We start from the raw sequence: 20556 nt of genomic DNA, 5'->3' as shown, positions 1-20556 counted from the left end.
GTCAGGAAACCTCCGTCTCGTTAGCCTGCGACTGCGCTTGGGCTACTTTTTCTCGCAATCTCTCGACCGTGGACTCCAAGGCAGTGATAATTTTTTCCTCTTCACCTGCGGCTTTGCCTTGTGCCAGTCTGGCTTCTGATTTTTGCAATCTCGCTTCAAGCTTCTGGAGAGCCTCACGGGCTTTTTCTTTAGGGCTTTTGTCAGCGTCTGCCACGCGTGCAGCCATCGCTTTTTTAATCGCGACCTGGGCGGCGTCAATCGGCTTGGCCTCTTCAGTGGGTTGCTCTTTCGTTGCAGCAGCCTGCTGGTATTCACGCAGGGCTTTTTCTGCGGCTTCCAGCTTGGCCCTGGTCTTGTCCACGCCGGTCTGCAGCGCATCAACAAGGTCTGAGCCATCTTCTTTAGCGGCGGTTAATTTGGCAGTCGCCGTGTCCAGCCGTTTGCGCGTGGTGACAACGGCTTTTTCCAGTTTTTCCTCGGCGCTCTCGGCGCTATTACTGCCTTCTGCCTGCGCCGCTTTCTTGGCTTTGGCGCGTTCTATTGCTGCCTGAATAGGATCTTCTTCAGTGCTGCCTTGTTCCGCCGCGAGGCGGGCCTTTTCCTCGGCAGCCTTCTTGCGTGCGGCGCGTTTGGCTTCTTTCTCGGCGTCTTCTCGCTCCAGTCGAGTCTGGCGCGCTTCGAAGCGTATCCGCGAGTGTTCGGACTTCTCCGCGTCTTTACGCAGTTGTACGACTTCTGCCTTGGCTGCTCGATAATACTGCACCAGCGGGATATTGCTGGGGCACACAAAGGAGCAGGCACCGCACTCGATGCAATCGAAGAGATTGTGTTGCTCGGCTTTTTCAAATTCCTTGCCTTGGGAAAACCAGAAAAGTTGCTGTGGTAGCAAACTGGCGGGGCAGGCTTCCGCACACATGCCACAGCGAATACAGGCCTGGGCCGGAGGCGGCGCAGGAAGCTCTGTCTCTGCTGGCGCAAGCACGCAGTTGGTCGTTTTCACGATGGGCACGTGTGCGTCGGGGACAGTGAATCCCATCATTGGGCCGCCCATAATCAGGCGTTTATTTTTGTTGGTTTGGTAGTCGGCTTGCTCGAGTAAGTACGCTAGTGAGGAACCCAGAAGTACCTCATAGTTACGCGGATCGTTCACGCCCTCACCGGTGACAGTGGTGATTCTTGAGATCAGTGGCCTGCCATCAATAACCGCATCGCGCACTGCCACCGCAGAGCCGATATTCTGGCAGACGACGCCGACAGCCGATGGCAGGCCGCCACTGGGCACTTGCTTGCCCGTTAGAATTTCAATGAGCTGCTTTTCTCCGCCAGAGGGATATTTTGTCGGAAATACTACAATCTCCACCCCGGTTCCTTCAGCAGCAGTCTGCAGAGCTGCGATGCCTTCGGGCTTATTGTCTTCAACGCCTATCAGGATCTCGTCTGGCTGAACAAGGTGGGCGATGATCTGCGCGCCTTCGATAATTTGCTCTGCCCGCTCACGCATCAGGATATCGTCTGCGGTGATATAAGGCTCGCATTCGGTGCCGTTGAGAATCAGTGTTTCAATGCCGACTTCAGCCTTTACCGAAAGTTTGACCGCAGTAGGGAATCCGGCGCCGCCCATCCCCGCAATACCGGCGTTGCGAATTATGGTGAGTAGTTCGGAGCGATCGACCGATTTGTAATCTGCCAAGCCTGAATGATCAATCCACTCATCCTTACCGTCGGTGGCAATGACTACACAGCGAGCAGAGTGCCCGGAGGGGTGGGCAATCTGCCGCTCCTCAATTGCACTAACGGTGCCTGATGTCGGGGCATGTAGCGGAACGCTGACAAATCCTGCGGGTTCGGCAATCAACTGACCTTTCAACACCTTCTGGCCGATTTCAACCACCGGGATGGCAGGCGCGCCAATGTGCTGTGCCAGTGGAAGAACAAGTTCTTCGGGAATGCCGGCGTCTGCAATCGGCGCTGCAATCGACTGATGTTTGTTCTCCGGCGGATGAATGCCGCCATGGAAGTCATAAACCTGTCTCATGCCGCTTCCTCGGCAGCGTCGTCGGTGGCGATAATATCTACTTCTCGACTCACTGGGTTGGGTAGCTGCCAGCTCCAGGTTTGCAGCGACTCCTTTTCCGAAATCATGTCGATGCAATCGACCGGGCAGGGCTCAACGCATAAATCACAGCCCGTGCATTCGCTGACGATAACGGTGTGCATATGCTTGGCCGCGCCAAGAATGGCATCGACCGGGCAGGCCTGAATACACTTGGTACAACCAATGCACTCGTCCTCTCGAATATAGGCGACCTGGGTTACGCTCTCCTCACCGTGTTCCTCATCGAGGGCAATAGCCTCTACGTCGAGCAGGTCGGCTAATGCCTGAACACCGGCCTGGCCGCCCGGAGGGCACTTATTAATGGGTTCACCGTCTGCTATAGCCTCGGCGTAGGGCCGGCAACCGGGGTGACCACATTGGCCGCACTGGGTTTGAGGCAAAATTTCGTTAATCTGGTCGACAATCGGATTGCCTTCAGTTTTGAAGCGAACCGCCGCGTAGCCAAGCAGTGCGCCGAAAACAACGCCCAGGCCAACCAGCGCAAAAAGGGCGGCAAACAGGGGATATTGTGCAATTAATTCGTACACTAGCGCCTACACCAATCCCGCAAAGCCCATAAAGGCCAGTGACATCAGGCCAGCGGTAATCATGCCAATGGCGGCGCCCTGAAAAGGGGAGGGAACGTCGGCGACCGCAAGGCGCTCGCGCATGGCCGCAAATAGCACTAACACCAGCGAGAAACCTACGGCAGCGCCGAATCCGTAAAACAGCGACTGCATGAAATTGTGCTCTTTATTAATGTTGAGCAGCGCAACACCTAGAACAGCGCAGTTGGTGGTAATGAGCGGTAGGTATACACCCAGTACGCGATGCAGTAATGGACTGGATTTGCGCACCACCATTTCAGTGAATTGCACTACCACAGCAATCACCAAAATAAAGGATATGGTCTTGAGGTAGCCCAGCCCTAGAGGCTGCAAAAGGAAGTGATAGGTCAGGTTACTACAAGCGGATGCAAGGGTCAGGACAAACGTAGTTGCCATGGACATGCCCATCGCTGTTTCGAGTTTGTTAGACACACCCATGAACGGGCACAGTCCGAGGAACTGCACCAGAACGAAATTGTTGACCAGAATCGCGCCGATCAACAGGATGGAATAATCTGTAAGCATCAGAGTATGTTACCGCAAAAACAGTCAGCTTTGATTTTTTTTACACCATGTAGTTTAACCCGTCCCCGCATTGATATCAGCATGTTCAAGTTGACCGATGGTCGTTAGTCTGGATGCTGACCAGGTAAGGCACGCGGAACAGGCCTTTGGCTTTCAAAGCCTCTGTCTATTTGACTTTCATTCCGGGCGTGGCGCCGTCATGAGGTTCCAGTAAGTAGATGTTTTCGCCTCCCGGACCAGCAGCGAGCACCATGCCCTCGGAGACACCAAAGCGCATCTTGCGGGGAGCCAGGTTGGCTACGACGACGGTGTGCTTACCGACCAGGTCTTCAGGCTGGTAAGCGGACTTGATGCCGGCAAATACCTGCCTGCTGCCCAGTTCTCCAAGGTCCAGTGTCAGTTGCAGCAGTTTGTCCGCTCCTTCCACGTGATCGGCCGCGGTAATTTTAGCAATTCGCAGGTCTACTTTGGCGAAGTCGTCAAACTCAATAGTCTCGGCTTGCTGCATGTCATCATCCGATTTTGTTTGCGTCACTGGCCGCTGGGCTGCGGTCGGTGTGTTTTGCTCCGCTGGTTTACTGGCATCAACCATCGCTTCAACCTGTTTTGGATCGATTCTCTGAATCAGCGGTTTGAACTTTGACAGCGTGTGATTCACCAGCGGAGATTCGAGTGCCGTCCAATCCAGGGAAATGTTGAGGAAAGCCTCTGACTTTGCCGCCATTGCTGGAAGTACAGGCTTGAGGTAAGTCATCAGTACCCTGAAAAGGTTGATGCCGACGCTGCAGACCGCATGAACTTCTGCTTTTTGTCCTTCTTCTTTCACCAGCACCCAGGGCTTTTTGTCATCGATATACTGATTGGCGCGGTCGGCCAGGGCAATAATCTCTCGTATAGCCTTGTTGAATTCTCTTTGTTCATAAAGAGCGGCAATGTTGTCGCCGGCGGCGATAAAATCAGCCAACAACTGGGGCTCAGCGCATTCTGGACTGAGAGTGTTATCAAAACCTTTGCGCAAGAAGCCAGCACAGCGACTGGCGATATTGACAACCTTGCCAACGACATCAGAATTTACCCGTTGAATGAAATCATCGGTGTTCAGGTCGATATCGTCTACCGAGTTGCTGAGCTTTGCGGCGTAGTAGTAGCGTAAATATTCGGCGTCCAGATGTTCCAGGTAGGTACTGGCATTGATAAACGTGCCGCGACTTTTGGACATTTTGGTTCCGTTCACCGTGAGGAAACCGTGGGCGAAGATCGCCGTTGGCGTGCGCAGGCCTGCCGAATGCAGCATGGCGGGCCAGAACAAGCCATGGAAATTGATAATGTCTTTGCCGATAAAGTGGTAAAGCTCGGTATCCCCACCGGGCTCAATGTATTCGTCGAAATTATGGCCGGTGCGCTGGCAGTAATTGTCAAAGCTGGCGATGTAGCCAATCGGTGCGTCCAGCCAGACGTAAAAGTATTTCCCCGATTCGCCTGGAATCTCAAAACCGAAGTAGGGGGCGTCGCGGCTGATGTCCCACTCCTGTAATCCGGCGTCGGTCCATTCACGCAGCTTGTTGGCAACCTGAGGTTGCAAGGTGTCTGAGTCCAGCCACTGTTTCAGCATGGCTTCAAACTCGGGCAATTTGAAGAACAGGTGCTTTGACTCTTTGTCTACCGGGGTAGCGCCGGATATTGCAGAAACGGGGTCGATCAGGTCCGACGGGCTGTAGGTGGCGCCACAGGACTCGCAGTTGTCGCCGTATTGATCTTCTGCCTTGCAGCGGGGGCAGGTCCCCTTGATAAAGCGATCCGCCAGGAATAGCTCCTTTTCCGGGTCAAAGGCCTGGGTGATTGTTCTGGAAGCAATGTGATTGTTCGCTTTCAGACGGCCGTAGATATCTTCGCTCCACTTGCGATTTTCCTCAGTGTGGGTGCTGTAAAAGTTAGCGAAGTCGATGAGAAAACCACTGCTGTCGTGTATATGACGCTCTCGCATGCTCTCAATATGCTGCTCTGGAGAGATGCCCAGTTTTTCTGCCGCCAGCATAATGGCGGTACCGTGAGCGTCATCAGCACAGACGTAAAGGCAATCATGGCCCCTCGACCGCTGGAACCGCACCCAGATGTCGGTCTGCACTTGCTCCAGCATGTGGCCCAGGTGCAGGGGTCCGTTGGCGTAGGGCAGCGCGCTGGTTACCAGTATTTTTCGGGGGGCGTTTGCAGCCATAGTTCCAAGGTGTCCGAGTGCTTAAAAACGGGGCGCTACTATAGCGGTTTTGACCGCCGCTTTCACCCGTTATGCTGAGCTGTGAGGGCGATAGTCTTTGCCCGGTGCGGGGACGCTAGTCGGCGCCAGCGCTTGTCCGTATACTAGCCGCCTCAATTGGGCCAGTGACTTGTGTCGGCTCAGCTAATCGACGTGCTAACTCATGAACGAAATCAAGCATATTATCGCTATTGCCTCAGGCAAAGGCGGAGTAGGTAAATCCACTACAGCGGCTAACCTCGCTCTGGCGCTGCAGGCGCGCGGTGCTCAGGTGGGGCTGCTGGATGCCGATATATATGGTCCCAGCCAGCAATTGATGCTGGGCGTGGCCGAGGGAGTTCGCCCGGAGCAACAAGGCGGTCAGTTTCTGCTTCCCATCAAGGCACACGGGCTGCGGACAATGTCTATGGGCTATCTGGTGACAGAAAAAACGCCTATGGTCTGGCGTGGTCCTATGGCGGGTGGTGCCCTGGCGCAAATGCTGGAACAGACACTTTGGGGGCCGCTGGACTACCTCATCATTGATATGCCACCGGGAACAGGCGACGTACAGCTCACTCTTTCCCAGAAAGCCTCTTTAGCCGGGGCGATTATAGTGACCACGCCTCAGGATATTGCCTTGCTCGATGCCCAGAAGGGAATCGAAATGTTCCGCAAAGTGGATGTGCCTATTCTTGGTATCGTGGAAAACATGGCGATTCATGTTTGCAGTAACTGCGGTCATCAGGAGCATATTTTTGGTGAGAATGGCGGAGAGCAAATAGCGGCTGAGTACGGAGTTCCTTTGTTGGCCAGTTTGCCTTTGGATCGCGGAATTCGTGAACAGATGGATGCGGGGCAGCCGACGGTTATGGCCCAGCCCAACTCTCCGGTGACTGCACTTTACCTGCAGATGGCGGACAAAATACGAGCGGTATTGGTGCAAGAGGGCGATGACGGTGTGCGTCAATTTCCCAATATACAAATTTCAGACGACTGAACGGGAAAACGAAAGTGAGTATCAAAGCAGACAAATGGATTCGCCGAATGGCGCAAGAACAGGGCATGATTGAACCCTATGAGTCCGGGCAGGTTCGCACCGGGGAGGGCGGCGATCGCCTGATTTCATACGGCACTTCCAGTTACGGCTACGATGTGCGCTGTTCCAGCGAGTTCAAGGTTTTCACCAATATCAACTCCGCTACAGTCGACCCCAAGGGTTTTGATGAGGGCAGTTTTGTTGATGTGAGCAGTGATGTTTGCGTGATACCGCCCAACTCCTTCGCCTTGGCCCGCACTGTGGAGTACTTCCGTATTCCGCGCAATGTGCTGACCATCTGCCTGGGTAAATCCACCTATGCCCGCTGCGGCATTATTGTCAATGTGACGCCCCTGGAACCTGAATGGGAGGGGCATGTCACGCTGGAGTTCTCCAATACCACTACCCTACCAGCCAAAATATACGCCAACGAAGGTGTGGCCCAGATGCTGTTTTTTGAATCAGATGAGGTTTGTGAGGTCAGTTACGCGGACCGGGGAGGCAAATACCAGGGCCAGACAGGCGTCACGCTGCCCAAGGCCTGACGCCGCAGGTCTATGTTAGTTTTTGCCACCCACAGAGGCTTTGGTGACAATGGCTTCGGTGGGTTTTCCATCTTCAATGTGGACAGTTTTTACCATTAAGTAGCCCAGCTCAGGTGCTAACCAGGTGTCCGACTTACGGTCTGGGTCATCGTGGACCCGTTCAAAGTGCAACGTTTTCAGAGAACCTATGGGCGTATTCAGGGTCTCCTCGCCCACGTATCTCAGCTGGTAGTCCTTGACCCTCTTTCCGTCTGCCACGGTGATCAAAATGTCTTCTTTGGGTGTGGGATCGTTGAGAAGTAACAGCCTCACTTGCTCTTGCTGGCTCATCCTGTCCAGTGTCCCTTCCTTGTAAGGAAGGTCATACCACTGCTCTTTGTAAAGGCTGCGGATCGTTGCTGCTCCGGGGGTAAAATGGACTTCGCGCCTGCGATTGATCAAGCCGGTGCCCTGATAAACGTAGGACTTTGGCCTGATAGCGCTCCCGTCCACGGAGAATACACTCATCTCGTGAAAGCCCACCACCATGATTTTGCCGCCGTTGGTCAGCGTGTAACTGCCGTCGGCATTTTGCTCAAGTTTCCGGTTCAGTTTCAGGGCCATGCCACGGGCGGTTGTCTTGTACTCGACCGAATAGGGCAGCAGGCCCTGAGGCTCGTCTGCAGCAGAGGCACTGCCAGCCGCGCATAGCGCTGCAACGGCCGCCATCGCCGCTATCGCAAAAAGGCGTCTATTCAATGCCCTGAACATAGTCGATGCCAGTGGCCGGTATACGTTTTCCATCCAGAGTTGCTCCCTGTTCGTCAAGTTGCAGTCTTCCCTGCAGCTGCCATTTGGCCGCTATGGGGTAGATAATATGTTCTTGCACGATCACTCGTGTGGCCAATGTCTCGGGGCTGTCCCCTTGTTCTATGGGCACTCTTGCCTGAATGATGGGCGGGCCGCCGTCCAGCTCCTGAGTTACGTAATGAACTGTCACTCCCGCCTCCCTGTCGCCGGCCTCCAGGGCACGACGATGGGTATTCAGCCCAGGATATTTGGGCAACAGAGAAGGGTGAATGTTCAATAATTTTCCCGCAAAAGGTGTAATAAATACCGGCGTCAGGATGCGCATGAATCCCGCCAGTATGACCAGGTCGGGCTGATACTTTTGCAATGTTGAGACCAGGGCGGCGTCAAAGTCCTTACGGCTTTCATAACGACGGTGATCGATGGAAGTTGTGGCAATGCCGGCTGCTGCTGCGGTTGCCAGTCCCGCTGCGTCTGGCGAGTTACTCAGTACCAGGGCAATGTCTGCGTCAATTTGCCCGGTCTTGCAGGCTTCGATAAATGCCTGCATGTTAGAGCCACGGCCGGAGATCAGTATGACCAGCCGGGCTTTGCGGCTGCTGGTCACGACTGCAGCTCAACCTCATTGCTGCCAGCGCTTATATGGCCTATCTGCCAGGCTTCATGACCAGACTGATTAAGGATTTCAAGCGCGCTTGCCGCCTCGTCTTGGCTCACGCATATCACCATGCCAACGCCGCAGTTGAAGGTGCGATACATTTCTCGTGTTTCGACATTGCCGTTGCTCTGCAACCAATGGAAAACCTCTGGCCACTGCCAACTTTGAGTACTTATCTGGGCGTCGCAATCATCGGGCAGTACCCGGGGTATATTCTCGAGCAGTCCGCCGCCTGTTATGTGGGACAGGGCTTTGACTTTTACTGAACTGAACAGGCTGAGCAGAGCCTTGACATAAATAGTGGTGGGAGCGAGAAGTGCGTCCCCCAGCGAGCCTTGACCCATAGGTTGCGACAGGTCAGCACTACTGACCTCCAGAATTTTGCGGACTAACGAGTAGCCGTTGGAGTGGGGACCGCTGCTGCCCACCCCAAGCAGCACGTCACCTGCTGCTACCGCGCTACCGTCGATTATTTCTGATTTTTCGACTACGCCGACGCAAAATCCGGCCAGATCGTAATCCTCGCCTTCGTACATGCCTGGCATTTCCGCCGTTTCGCCACCGACCAGGGCACAACCTGCTAATTCACAGCCGCGACCAATCCCTTCGACAACGTCTGCCGCAGTATCGATATTCAGTGCTCCGGTGGCGTAGTAGTCGAGGAAAAACAGGGGTTCTGCACCGGCCACGACCAAGTCGTTTACACACATGGCAACCAGGTCAATGCCGATGGTGTTGTGGATGCCCATGTCCATGGCGAGTCGCAACTTAGTGCCTACGCCATCAGTGCCCGATACCAGAACCGGTTGTTTGTAACCCTCGGGGATTTCGCACAGCGCCCCGAACCCTCCCAGTCCTCCCAGGACTTCTGGCCTGGCGGTGCGCCGGGAAACTCCCTTAATGCGCTCAACCAATGCGTTTCCGGCGTCAATGTTTACTCCTGCGTCTTTGTAGCTCAGGGAAGGCTTGCTGCTGTCATCAGTCATTGGCTGGGTGGTCCACGCAGGATTAAAAAGGCTGGCTATTTTAGTACGGTTGAGGCACTGGCGCACCTACCAATATCGTTAAATAGCACCGCGCTGCCCCTGTCGGAACAGGGCTGTTACAATGCAGCGATATTCTATTGTTGCAGGAAGCGGTTGTGTTCAAGAGATTGTCCGGTCTGGTCGTGGCTTTAATGCTCGTGGCCGGGAACGGAGTAGTAGCCGAGGTGGTGAAGAATTTGCACTCGGCGCGTTTGCCTATTGAAAATCAGAGTAGCAGTGCATTGGCGAGTGCTTCGCAGGATGCGCTGGCGGAGGTGCTGGTTAAAGTCTCCGGAAGCGAGGACATACTTGGACACCCAGATGTGGTTGCGGTGCTTCCAAACGCCCGCGATCATGTGCAGCAGTACGTCTTTTTACGGGACTCCGGCCCTGATAAAGCGCTTTATGCTCGTTTTGAATTTGAAGCATCTTTTGTGAACGGCCTGCTCACCAAAGCGCGTTTGCCGCTTTGGACGGCTAATCGGCCGCGGGTGCTGGTATGGATGGTGGTCGATCTTGACGGTCGCAGGCAGTTCGTCAGTCTCGCGGACACACCCGATTTGGCGGCGCAACTGGTCACAGAGTTTGAGCGCCGTGGTTTGCCGGTGCAATTACCACTTTTTGACTTGAGTGATGCTACCTCAATAGCGGTAGAGGATGTCTGGGAACAGCGCGGACCGATCATCCAGACCGCGTCCAATCGCTACGATATTCAGGATATTCTGGTCGGACGTGGAGTGGTTATCTCCAGTGGAACCTGGACTGGGGATTGGAGCTACCTTTATGGCAAGCACCGCCTCGATCGCAGTAGTAGCGCACCGCTCGCTGCCGGTTTTTTACAGGATGGCGTCGCTCTGGCGGCAGAGGAAATAGCCTCGCGTTATGCCGTTGCAGCGACCGGTGTCGTCGACGATCGGGTGCAAATGACGGTAAGTGGTGTATACGAGTTTTCCGATTACACGGCTATTGTGAGTTGGTTGGAGAGTCTGGAGTTGATAGAACACGCTAATATCGAGTCGATTCGCGGCGACAGTGTGGAGTTTGGTCTTGACGCTGCGGCCGATGCTGCCCAGTTAATTTCAATTATTGAACTGAACGACCGCTTGCAGCCTGTAGAGTCGTTGCCTGGAGAGTTAGTTTACCAATGGCGCAATTGACCCCTTCTGAACCAAGCGAAGTTTATCGTTGGCCCGTTGCAATTGCGCTGGCCGCCGTTATTTGCGTTGCACTGTATTTGTTGCAGCCTATCTTGAGTCCTTTCGTTTTAGGTGGCCTGATTGCCTATTTAGGCGACCCTCTGGTTGATCGATTGGAAAGTCGGGGCGTTGGTCGCACCCTGGGCGTTGCCGTTGTGTTTCTGCTGTTCAGCGCGATTATCACTCTGGCCATTATTTTTGCGTTGCCTATGCTATTGCATCAGCTGGACGCGTTGATTAGCAAAGTCCCCGAGATCTATCGTTGGCTGACTCAAGATGCTCTTCCCTGGTTGCAGCAGCGGCTGGCTATTCCGGAGAGGCGACTGCCCCAGGTAGATTGGTCCGGCCAACTTGCGGATAACTGGCAGTCAGTGGGTAAGTTTACTGCCCAGTCACTGAAGCGAATTACCGGTTCCGGGGCAAATCTGTTGCTGAGTCTTGCCAATCTCGCCCTGGTGCCAGTTGTCGCTTTTTACCTCATGCGTGACTGGAACCTGCTATTGGACAAAGCGCTGGGTATTATTCCACTTTCCTGGCAACAGCGTACTTCCGAACTGGCGGGCGAGGCCGACGAGGTGGTTGGTGCGTTTCTTCGCGGACAGTTTCTGGTGATGTGCGCTCTGGGTGCTATTTATTCTGCCGGGCTCTGGCTGGTAGGTCTGCAACTGGCCATGCTACTGGGGTTGATCGCGGGTCTGTCCAGTATTGTGCCTTACTTGGGCTTTATGGTCGGTATTGTCGCCTCGCTGATTGCTGCTTACGCCCAATTCAACGATTGGACTATGTTGCTCTGGGTCGTGCTTGTGTTTGGCGTGGGACAGGCTGTTGAGAGCATGTTGCTGACCCCTATCCTGGTGGGAGATCGAATCGGTCTTCATCCGGTGGCCGTGATTTTTGTGCTGATGGCGGGCGCGCAGGTGGCAGGCTTTGTAGGGGTAGTGCTGGCTTTGCCCGTGGGGGCAGTCATCATGGTTTTCCTGCGTCATGCCCTGCAGCAGTACCGCTCCAGTGAGCTGTACGGGGGCGATTGAAGTGGCCCAGTCCGGTCAACAGCTGCCATTGCTGGTGCAGCTGCGCGACGATGCAACTCTGGAGAACTTTCTGCCGTTTCCGCTCAGTGAAGCGCTGCTGCAGGGAGTCAAGGCGCTGTGCGCTGGCGAAGGTGATTCAGTTGTTTTCTTGCACGGTAGCCGGGGCAGCGGCAAGTCCCATCTGCTGCAGGCAGCTTGCCATCTGGCCGGTGAGCAAGCGCTATACCTGCCGCTGCGAGAGCTACAGGTTTATCCACCTGAGGAGGTTTTGGCGGGTGTGGAAACTCTGGGTCTGGTCGCTCTGGATGACCTGGATGCAGTGTTGGGGGATGAGGCCTGGGAACTGGCTTTGTTTGACCTTTACAATCGCAGCAAAGAGTGGGGCTGCCGCTTGCTGATCGCCGCCAGCGGCGCTCCACGAGTACTTGATGTTTCGCTGGCCGACCTTCGCTCCAGGCTCAGCTGGGGTGTCGTCTACCAGCTGCCCTCAGTAAGCGATGAAGAAAAGCAGGCGATCTTGCAATTTCGAGCCACTCGCCGTGGTTTGGCGCTGCCTGATGAGGTCGCCGTGTTTATCGTCAATCGCGTACCACGGGATTTGGAGCGGTTACTCGAGCTGCTGGACCAACTGGACCGGGCCTCTCTGGTGCAGAAACGTGCTTTGTCGATTCCTTTCGTCAAGCAAGTGCTGGGTTGGTGATGCCTTTATCGGCCACCAGGCTGCGTTAACCTACTTTATCTTCTGCTTGTCGGTGCCTCGCGGCCAACGCGTAGAAAAAAGGTCAGGATTCAGCTCCAGGTTGCGGGCTACAAATGTGTAGGTGAGGGTGATCTCTTCACCTTGGCTTGATGCAGTGATGACTTGCTCAGTTGGCATCCAGGATGCCTGGTCAATCCACAGCTGGGCCTTTCCCATTACCGCGCGGGTCTTTTCTTTCTCTGGTGTGAGCTCCAGCCCCAGAGTGCGACTCTCGCCAATGTCTCGTTCGCCCAGTGATGTCAGCAGGTAGTCGTCTTTGAGGTCACGGCCACTGTTGTTAAAGCCCAGGCGAATGAATGGCTCCATGCGGTTCTTATGGCGTGATAAAGAATATTCCTCGACCCGCTTTTCACCCGGGTAATGGATGTGCAGAGTGCTGCCCTCCACAATGTAGCTTCTGTGCTTGGGCGCATCGGTGTCCAAACGAATCTTGCCTTTGCGGTCGACAAAGACGGTGCCTTGCTCTCTGCTTAGTTCTACGCCGCCTAAATCCCGGCGCACAATTTCTACTCGCGCCATGGCCGACTTGAAGTCATCGGCCTGCCGGTCTACCTGCTTGAGCGCGTCGTCCAGATCCCAGGAAATCTTTGGTCCAGCTGAAAGTGCCGGTGTGCTCAGCACTAACAGGGTGACGAGCGGCAGTGCCAGTCGTTGGATGAGTGTTTTCATTTGCGGTATCTCCGTCATCTTAAAGCCGGGCTAAAGGGTACAACAAAGTAATGCTAAGTTGCAGGTCTACTTCCTGGTCGACGAGCGATACCCCCTGGGCGAACTGCCAACGGTTTTACTGAACAGGCGGGAAAAGTAGAGTGGGTCGTCATAACCTACCCCCCGGGCAATCTCACTCACTCCCATGTCAGTGGAATCCAGCAGGTGACAGGCATGCTCCATTTTCATATTGAGAAAATGTTTGATCGGCGGGTAACCAGTAAGCGTCTTGTAGCGGTTAGAAAAGTGATACTTGGACATGTTGGCGACTTGGGCCAAGGCGTCCAGGGTGATGGTTTGGTCGATGTGTTCTAGCATATACGCCTGCACGTGATCCAACTCAAATCCAGACTGCAGGCGCCCCGCGTGCGCGCTGATCTCCATCGACATTTGAGTGATCAGGTGGCGAAGGTGGTTGGAAGCATTGATAAATGCCCGGGTGGAGTAGCCGGTGCGTCGTACCTCCAGCAGATTGGTAAAGGCCCCTATGAGCAATGGAGAGACGCCGGCACTCGTCAGCGGTCGGTCCTCTCTATAGCCAAGATACTGCATGAATACCCGGGTACTGGCGCCCTGGAAGTGGACCCAGTAAAGGGTCCACGGATCGTCGCCATCTGCCTCGTAGGTGTGGGCCAGGCCCTGAGGTAAAAGCATGATGTGTCCAGCCGTCACCTGGCTGTGCCAGTCTCCAACGGTAAGCTGACCGCGACCCGAGGTACAATATAGCAGCAGGTTGTCATCATGGCGCTCACGCTGCATGCGGTGGCCGCTGGCGGCGGGGTAGTAGCCCATGGCCGTGGGATAACAGTCCTTTGTTAAGGGATGTCTCGCCAGTTTCTCCAGCATAAAAGTGGGCGTGATAAAGCGCACACCAGCATGGGGCAGGGGCCATTTCGAAGGATTGCTCATAAAACAATATAGTCCATGTATTTAGCAATTTAGTCAATATGGCGGTTTGCAGGCCAGTGCTAAACTTTGGAGCTATCTTAAATTACTGGTGAGAGGACTTAGCATGTCAGAAGCACAAAGCCCGGCGCAGGAAGTCGCCGAGATGATGTCCCGCGCTCGCGCGGCCCAGGCGCAGATTGCCGACTATACACAGGAGCAGGTGGATGAGCTCATCACTGCGATGGTATACGCCGTGGCACGTGAGGACCGCTCTGAAGAGATCGCCCGCTTTACGGTTGAGGAAACCCAGCTGGGCAATTACGAAGGTAAGTACCTGAAGATTCATCGCAAGACTCGGGCAACCTTAATGGACATTATTGATGACAAGTCTGTGGGAGTGATTGAAGAATTACCGGAACGCAATATTGTTAAGATCGCCAAGCCAGTTGGTGTGATCGGAGCCCTGTCGCCCTCGACTAACCCCGAAGCTACCCCGGTGATTAAAGCGATCTCCGCTGTAAAGGGACGCAATGCCATCATTGTAGCGCCTCATCCTCGCGCCAAGCTGACCAACAAGAAAATTTGCGATTACATGCGTGAAGCCCTAGAACTCTGTGGCGCTCCTGCCGACCTGGTACAGAGCATTGATGTTCCCTCGCTGGACAAAACCAATGAGCTGATGGCTCAGTGTGATCGCGTACTGGCGACAGGCGGTGAGGCCATGGTAACGGCGGCGTATTCTTCTGGCACGCCCGCTCTGGGTGTGGGTGTTGGCAACGCAGTTATTACCGTAGACGATACTGCTGACCTGGATGAGGCGGCTGAGAAAATCCGTATTTCCAAGACACTGGACCTGGCGGCCTCTTGCTCCTCCGATAACTCGGTGCTGGTGTTCGAGTCTGTGTACAACGAATTGCTGGAAAAGTTGAAGCATGAAGGCGGCTTTGTGATCGAGGGTGATGATAAAGCAAAATTGCAAAGCGTGATTTGGGAAGATGATCACCTGAACGCAAAAATTGTTGCTCAACATGCGCAGACTATCTGCGGACAAGCCGGCATCGATCTGCCGGAAGGCAAGAGCTTTCTTATTGTTCCTGAAACAGGTGCCGGCGCCGACCATCCTTTCTCGGGAGAGAAACTGACCGTCACAATGGCGCTCTACAAGGTGAAGGATATCGATGAAGCCATTGAAATGACCAACAAGATTCAGGCATATCAGGGCCAGGGTCACAGTTGCGGCATTTACTCTTACAATGACGATAACGTCCTCAAGCTGGCCGACGCTACCCGTACTTCCCGGGTTATGGTCAACCAGCCACAGGCCGCCTCCAATAGCGGTAATCTTTGGAACGGAATGCGTCAGACTTTCTCACTGGGCTGCGGTTCCTGGGGTGGCAATTCCATCAACCACAATATCACCTGGCGTGACCTGATTAACGAAACCTGGGTGTCCAAGCCCCTCGCTACCACCAAGACTATTCCTTCTGATGAGGAGTTGTTTGGTGCGGTAATGGCGAAGTTCAGCTAGATCATGGACTTTTCCCTGAGTGACGACCAGCGGGCGTTCGTAGAGAGTGCTCGCGCGTTTTCCGAGGGAGCACTCGCTCCCCACGCTGCGAAATGGGATGAAGAATCCATTTTTCCGAAAGAAGTATTAGCCGAGGCCGGTGAGCTCGGTTTTATGGGTATGTATACACCCGAAGAAGCGGGCGGTTTGGGTATGTCCCGGCTGGACGCCAGCCTGATCGTTGAAGAGCTCTCCAAAGGCTGTACCGCAACCGCGGCGTTTCTTACGATTCACAATATGGCCACCAATATGGTGGGGAAGTACTGCTCGCAGGCAGTGATGGATCAATGGTGTCCAGCGTTGGTCTCGGGCAGCAAGTTGGCCTCTTATTGCTTAACCGAGCCCGGCGCAGGCTCTGATGCAGGTTCTCTGCGCACCAGTGCGGTGCAAGATGGCGACGACTACCTGGTGAATGGATCCAAGGTATTTATTTCAGGCGCTGGCGAAACCGATGTATTGGTGGTCATGCTGCGCACCGGGGAAGCAGGTCCCAAGGGGATATCGGCATTACTGATTCCAGCTGATGCCCAGGGCATTAGCTATGGCAAGAAAGAAGACAAAATGGGCTGGAACGCGCAGCCCACTCGTATGGTGACCTTCGATAACGTGCGGGTGCCGGTAGCGAATAGACTGGGAAGGGAAGGCCAGGGCTTTGCGATCGCCATGGAAGGTCTTGACGGTGGTCGAATCAATATTGCCACCTGTTCAATTGGCACTGCCCAGCAGGCACTGGAGGAAGCGGTTGCCTATGTGCAGGAACGTAAACAGTTCGATACAGCGATTGCTGATTTTCAGGCCACGCAGTTCAAGTTGGCCGACATGTTGACCGACCTGGTTGCAGCGCGGCAAATGGTGCGTCTGGCTGCCAGCAAGCTCGATAACAAAGATAGCCAGGCGTCTACGTATTGCGCGATGGCCAAACGCTTTGCCACCGATGTAGGCTTTAATGTCTGCAATGACGCACTGCAGTTATACGGCGGTTACGGCTATATCAAGGAGTACCCTATGGAACGGCATGTGCGTGATACGCGTGTACACCAGATTCTGGAGGGTACAAACGAAATCATGCGGGTTATTGTTTCGCGTCGACTGTTAATGGAAGGTGCATTAGAGGTAATTAAATGAGCTTAAGTAATTCTGAGAAAATCAAGGTCGATATCGTTGGGCACACTGCAGTTGTGACCATTGATAACCCCGCAGCCAACACCTGGGATACCGAAAGTTTGCCCGCCCTGGAAGACCTGGTCGAGGCGCTTAACAACACGCGGGAAGTCTATGCCCTGGTGATAACCGGTGCCGGGGAGAAGTTTTTTTCGGCGGGCGCGGACCTCAATATTTTTGCTGATGGAGACCCCCAGGCGGCGGGGGAAATGGCTGCGGAATTCGGTAAAGCATTTGAAAAACTGGCTGATTTTCGCGGCGTGTCTATTGCTGCGATCAATGGCTTTGCCATGGGCGGTGGTCTGGAAGTGGCTTTAGCCTGTGACATTCGTATCGCTGAAGAACAGGCGCAAATGGCCTTGCCTGAGGCGAAAGTAGGCTTGTTGCCCTGCGCCGGTGGCACCCAGCGTTTGACTCAGCTGGTCGGTCTTGGTTGGGCCAAGAGAATTATTTTGTGTGGCGAACGCGTTAAAGCATCAGTGGCGCATGAGATTGGTTTAGTAGAAGAGATAGTGTCCACAGGTACGGCTTTGGAGCGCGCCATGGCGCTGGCAGAGCAAGTGGGTCAGCAAAGCCCCATTTCGGTTGCCGCCTGTAAGCGTCTTATCCACAGTGCCAGTGACATCACTATTTCCAAAGGCCTTGCCGACGAGCGTACCGAGTTCGTGGATTTGTTCAGCACGGAAGACCAGCGTGAAGGGGTCAACGCTTTTCTGGAGAAGCGTAAACCTCAGTGGAAAAATTGCTGATGAGTGATTCGGTACTGTTTGCAGAGCTGGACGCCGCGGGTAGCAAGGTGGGCCGCGTCACATTAAGCGTTGCTGCCACACTTAATTCGCTGACCCTGGAGATGGTGGACCTACTGCAGGCGAAACTGGATGTTTGGGCGAATGACGACAATATCGTTGCAGTTTTTATAGAAGGCGCTGGCGAAAAGGCCTTTTGCGCCGGCGGAGACGTTCAAGCGTTACACCAATCTGCGATCGATAAGCCGGGGGGTCCCTGCGACTATGCGGAGGCATTTTTCGCCCGCGAATACCGGATGAATTACACCCTGCATACTTATGCCAAGCCTATTGTGTGCTGGGGCCATGGCATTGTCATGGGGGGTGGCCTGGGGGTGATGGCTGGTTGTTCGCACAGGGTCGTTACTGAGCGTACCCGGATCGCAATGCCAGAGGTCACCATCGCCCTGTTCCCTGATGTTGGCGGCAGCTGGTTTCTTAATCACGCGCCCGGTAACACTGGAGAGTTTCTGGCGCTGACCGGCGCATCGATCAATGCGGCCGATGCTATTTACATTGGTATTGCCGACCGATTTATTGCCAGTGAACACAAGGATGCCGTCATCGCTGAATTACTCGTTCAGCCCTGGACTGATGATGTAGAGAAAAATCACGCGCAGGTGCGCCATGTGCTGAGGCCGTTTGCCGAGCAAAGCATTACCGCTTCTCCAGCGGGGCAGGTAGAGCCGCATGCGGCAACGATTGCCCAACTCCTCGATGGTGAAGATGTGCACGATATCATCGACAGAATTACCTCTCAGGACACCGACGACCCCTGGTTGGCAAAAGCGCGCGACAGTTTGCAGCAGGGCTCCAGATTAGCCGCGCTGTGGATTCACCGACAGTTGTGGGAAACCCGGCATATGGGGCTGGCGGATATTTTCCGCGCGGAAGTGCAATTGGCGACCAATATCGTGCGTCATCCGGAATTTGCTGAAGGCGTTCGTGCGCTGCTGATTGACAAGGATCGTAATCCTGTGTGGCAGTACCCGTCTTCTCGCGATGTGCCCGGTGATGTTTTGGATGGCTTTTTCACTGCCCCGTGGGACAGCAACCCATTGGCGGACCTTGGCTAATGCACCATCCTTATCGCTAACGCGAGAATCCCGGTGCCCGCAAAGAACAGCAGTATTGCGGCATTGAGTGAAAGTAGCAGCGGGGAGACCCGAAACATTAATTGGAGAAAACAATGTCCCTAGTAGCATTTATTGGCCTCGGTAATATGGGCGGCCCCATGGCCAAGAACCTGATCAAGGCCGGACATGAAGTCACTGTTTTTGATTTAATGCCCGCCGCCTGTGCAGACCTGCAACAGTCCGGCGCGGCGGTTGCGGCTTCAGCAGCTGAGGCAGTAGCAGGCAAAGAGTATGTGATTTCTATGCTGCCCGCGGGCAAGCATGTCGCTGCAACTTACCTCGGAGACGATGGTTTGTTAGCAAGGCTGGATTCGAGTACCACGGTACTGGACTGCAGCACCATTGACGCTGAAACCGCGCGAACCGTGGGAGAGGCGGCATCTGCAGCCGGTATTGGTTTTATGGATTCTCCCGTTTCCGGGGGTGTTGCGGCCGCCGCCGCCGGTACTCTGGCATTCATGTGTGGCGGCAGCGCAGAAGCCTTTGCCAGGGCAAAAATAATCCTCGCTGATATGGGCAAGAATATCTTTCACGCCGGACCAGCGGGAGCAGGCCAGGTGGCTAAAGGCTGCAACAACATGTTGTTAGCCATCCACATGATTGGCAGCTGCGAAGCGTTGGAAATGGGCGCACGCAACGGTCTTGATCCCGCAGTGCTGTCGGAAATCATGTTGGCTTCTTCCGGTAGGAACTGGTCTCTGGAAGTCTACAATCCCTACCCGGGGGTGATGGAAAACGCGCCTGCGAGTAATGACTACAAGCCCGGGTTTATGGTGGACCTGATGGCCAAGGACCTTGGCCTCGCGCTCGGCATTGCCGAGCAGTCTGGCGTTGACAACCGTATGGGCAAGCTGGCGCAGTCGCTCTATGAGCAGCATCAGCAGAAAGGCAACGGACAGCGCGATTTCTCCAGTATCCTGGAGCAAATGCAGGACTGAGAGCATGGAATCACCGCAGAGAGTGCTGTCGGCGCTCTCCCAATGCGCCCGGCATCATTGGACTGACCAAGCGAACTGCAGGATGGCTTGGCAGCAGTGGCCTGCCAGTTCGGCAGATGCTACTCCCTTATTGCTGGTGCACGGTGGTTTCGGCTCCTGGAATCATTGGGTTTCCAATATTGAAGCGCTGAGCGAGCACTACGCGGTGTGGACACTGGACCTTCCGGGCTTGGGTTCTTCCGGTGACTTGCCTGAGCCCTGGAACACCGCGAAAATCAGTGAATTAGTGCTGGCCGGTTGGCGTGAACTGCACGGCGACAAACAGGTATTTGAGCTCGTGGGCTTCAGCTTTGGTGGCCTGATAGCGGGTCTTGTGGCTGCCTCGGCCGGTTCGCAATGCGCTCGCTGCGTGTTGATAGGAGCTTCGGGTTTTGGCGCGCTGCACGTGCAAGCCCAGCTATTGCCGCTTCCGGGTCCCGAACTTGATCAAGCAGCAGCAGAGGGTATACACCGGGAGAATCTGGCAAGACTGATGCTGCATGACCCCAGCTGTATTGATGACCTTGCAGTGCATATCCACAGCAATAACCTGAAACAGCATAGGCTGCGCAGTCGGCGTATGGCTGGCAGTAACGATCTGGCAGGGGTCCTTTCCCAGATCGAGGCTCACGTGGTGGGTATTTGGGGCCAATATGATGCGACCGCAGGCGGCAGAGTGAATATTGAAGCTCGTCGCCAGTTGTTTCTGCAAGCCCAAGCCGATGCTGAATTTCACGAGCTACCCGGGGTAGGGCACTGGGCAATGTATGAGGCCCCCGCAACGGTAAACCGTTTAATTCTTGGCTAGCGCTGAGAACCGGGCGCTGAAT

The 20556-nt window shown here is 54.7% G+C and carries 20 protein-coding genes; 11 read left to right on the top strand and 9 right to left on the bottom strand.

Translation table 11 applies throughout. The annotated features are described in order from the left end of the window. Position 1 precedes the first annotated feature (1 nt). From rsxC to metG, 4 genes are all read right to left on the bottom strand, one after another. Positions 2–2035 carry an electron transport complex subunit RsxC gene (gene rsxC, locus EYC87_RS13625; protein WP_279253361.1) on the bottom strand — a complete coding sequence of 678 codons (2034 nt, stop codon included), beginning with the start codon at positions 2033–2035 and terminating at the stop codon, positions 2–4. After that, entirely contained in the window at positions 2032–2643 is a 612-nt protein-coding gene (gene rsxB, locus EYC87_RS13620) for an electron transport complex subunit RsxB (RefSeq protein ID WP_007228516.1), read from the bottom strand. The genes rsxC and rsxB overlap by 4 nt, the downstream gene beginning before the upstream one ends. A gap of 6 nt (positions 2644–2649) precedes the next feature. Beyond that, positions 2650–3228 (bottom strand): electron transport complex subunit RsxA, encoded by a 579-nt coding sequence (gene rsxA, locus EYC87_RS13615; RefSeq protein WP_007228699.1) that lies wholly within the window; start codon positions 3226–3228, stop codon positions 2650–2652. Positions 3229–3394: 166 nt separating this feature from the next. Beyond that, entirely contained in the window at positions 3395–5443 is a 2049-nt protein-coding gene (gene metG / locus EYC87_RS13610; protein ID WP_279253360.1) for a methionine--tRNA ligase, read from the bottom strand. Between the two features lie 202 nt (positions 5444–5645). Here metG and apbC point away from each other — a divergent pair, with 202 nt between their 5' ends. Together apbC and dcd are read left to right on the top strand one after the other, a co-directional pair. Then, positions 5646–6461: an iron-sulfur cluster carrier protein ApbC gene (gene apbC, locus EYC87_RS13605; protein ID WP_279253359.1), complete on the top strand. Its 816-nt coding sequence runs from the start codon at positions 5646–5648 to the stop codon at positions 6459–6461. A 14-nt stretch (positions 6462–6475) separates the two neighbouring features. Further along, positions 6476–7045, top strand: coding sequence for a dCTP deaminase (dcd, locus tag EYC87_RS13600; protein WP_040540749.1), 570 nt, complete (start codon positions 6476–6478; stop codon positions 7043–7045). Between the two features lie 15 nt (positions 7046–7060). Here dcd and EYC87_RS13595 read toward each other — a convergent pair whose 3' ends face one another. The 3 genes from EYC87_RS13595 to purM are packed head-to-tail and all read right to left on the bottom strand — an operon-like array spanning position 7061 to position 9478. Next, positions 7061–7828 carry a DUF3108 domain-containing protein gene (locus EYC87_RS13595; protein WP_279253358.1) on the bottom strand — a complete coding sequence of 256 codons (768 nt, stop codon included), beginning with the start codon at positions 7826–7828 and terminating at the stop codon, positions 7061–7063. Continuing rightward, on the bottom strand, positions 7776–8441 hold the full coding sequence (gene purN / locus EYC87_RS13590; RefSeq protein ID WP_279253357.1) for a phosphoribosylglycinamide formyltransferase: 666 nt from the start codon (positions 8439–8441) through the stop codon (positions 7776–7778). The genes EYC87_RS13595 and purN overlap by 53 nt, the downstream gene beginning before the upstream one ends. Next, on the bottom strand, positions 8438–9478 hold the full coding sequence (gene purM, locus EYC87_RS13585) for a phosphoribosylformylglycinamidine cyclo-ligase (RefSeq protein WP_279253356.1): 1041 nt from the start codon (positions 9476–9478) through the stop codon (positions 8438–8440). Before purM ends, purN begins: the two co-directional genes overlap by 4 nt. Positions 9479–9633: 155 nt before the next feature. Here purM and EYC87_RS13580 point away from each other — a divergent pair, with 155 nt between their 5' ends. Genes EYC87_RS13580 through hda form a run of 3 tightly spaced genes read left to right on the top strand, consistent with a single transcriptional unit; the run spans position 9634 to position 12444 of the window. Continuing rightward, positions 9634–10674, top strand: coding sequence for a DUF2066 domain-containing protein (locus EYC87_RS13580; RefSeq protein ID WP_279253355.1), 1041 nt, complete (start codon positions 9634–9636; stop codon positions 10672–10674). Then, complete coding sequence (locus tag EYC87_RS13575; protein WP_279253354.1) at positions 10662–11744, top strand: AI-2E family transporter; 1083 nt, start codon at positions 10662–10664, stop codon at positions 11742–11744. The genes EYC87_RS13580 and EYC87_RS13575 overlap by 13 nt, the downstream gene beginning before the upstream one ends. Beyond that, positions 11722–12444, top strand: a complete 723-nt coding sequence (gene hda, locus EYC87_RS13570) for a DnaA regulatory inactivator Hda (RefSeq protein WP_279253353.1) — start codon at positions 11722–11724, stop codon at positions 12442–12444. The genes EYC87_RS13575 and hda overlap by 23 nt, the downstream gene beginning before the upstream one ends. Before the next feature lie 30 nt (positions 12445–12474). Here the strand turns inward: hda and EYC87_RS13565 are convergent, their stop codons facing one another. After that, positions 12475–13173: a LolA family protein gene (locus EYC87_RS13565; protein ID WP_279253352.1), complete on the bottom strand. Its 699-nt coding sequence runs from the start codon at positions 13171–13173 to the stop codon at positions 12475–12477. A 66-nt stretch (positions 13174–13239) separates the two neighbouring features. Beyond that, complete coding sequence (locus EYC87_RS13560; RefSeq protein WP_279253351.1) at positions 13240–14121, bottom strand: AraC family transcriptional regulator; 882 nt, start codon at positions 14119–14121, stop codon at positions 13240–13242. Between the two features lie 103 nt (positions 14122–14224). On the opposite strand from EYC87_RS13560, the gene EYC87_RS13555 reads away from it, so the two are divergent. The 6 genes from EYC87_RS13555 (at position 14225) to EYC87_RS13530 (ending at position 20534) form a co-directional block, all read left to right on the top strand. After that, positions 14225–15628 carry an aldehyde dehydrogenase family protein gene (locus EYC87_RS13555; protein WP_007228620.1) on the top strand — a complete coding sequence of 468 codons (1404 nt, stop codon included), beginning with the start codon at positions 14225–14227 and terminating at the stop codon, positions 15626–15628. A 3-nt stretch (positions 15629–15631) separates the two neighbouring features. Further along, entirely contained in the window at positions 15632–16792 is a 1161-nt protein-coding gene (locus tag EYC87_RS13550; RefSeq protein ID WP_279253350.1) for an acyl-CoA dehydrogenase family protein, read from the top strand. Next, on the top strand, positions 16789–17577 hold the full coding sequence (locus EYC87_RS13545; protein WP_279253349.1) for an enoyl-CoA hydratase: 789 nt from the start codon (positions 16789–16791) through the stop codon (positions 17575–17577). Before EYC87_RS13550 ends, EYC87_RS13545 begins: the two co-directional genes overlap by 4 nt. Then, positions 17577–18689, top strand: coding sequence for an enoyl-CoA hydratase/isomerase family protein (locus tag EYC87_RS13540; RefSeq protein ID WP_279253348.1), 1113 nt, complete (start codon positions 17577–17579; stop codon positions 18687–18689). Before EYC87_RS13545 ends, EYC87_RS13540 begins: the two co-directional genes overlap by 1 nt. Positions 18690–18802: 113 nt before the next feature. Beyond that, on the top strand, positions 18803–19687 hold the full coding sequence (gene mmsB / locus EYC87_RS13535) for a 3-hydroxyisobutyrate dehydrogenase (protein WP_279253347.1): 885 nt from the start codon (positions 18803–18805) through the stop codon (positions 19685–19687). A gap of 4 nt (positions 19688–19691) precedes the next feature. Further along, positions 19692–20534, top strand: a complete 843-nt coding sequence (locus EYC87_RS13530) for an alpha/beta fold hydrolase (protein ID WP_279253346.1) — start codon at positions 19692–19694, stop codon at positions 20532–20534. Positions 20535–20556 lie beyond the last annotated feature (22 nt).

The organism is Candidatus Seongchinamella marina (assembly GCF_026262685.1).
Classification (GTDB): Bacteria; Pseudomonadota; Gammaproteobacteria; order Pseudomonadales; family Halieaceae; genus Halioglobus; species Halioglobus marinus.
The sequence above is the reverse complement of the archived record's forward strand: the minus strand, read 5'-3'. Positions and strand labels throughout refer to the sequence as shown.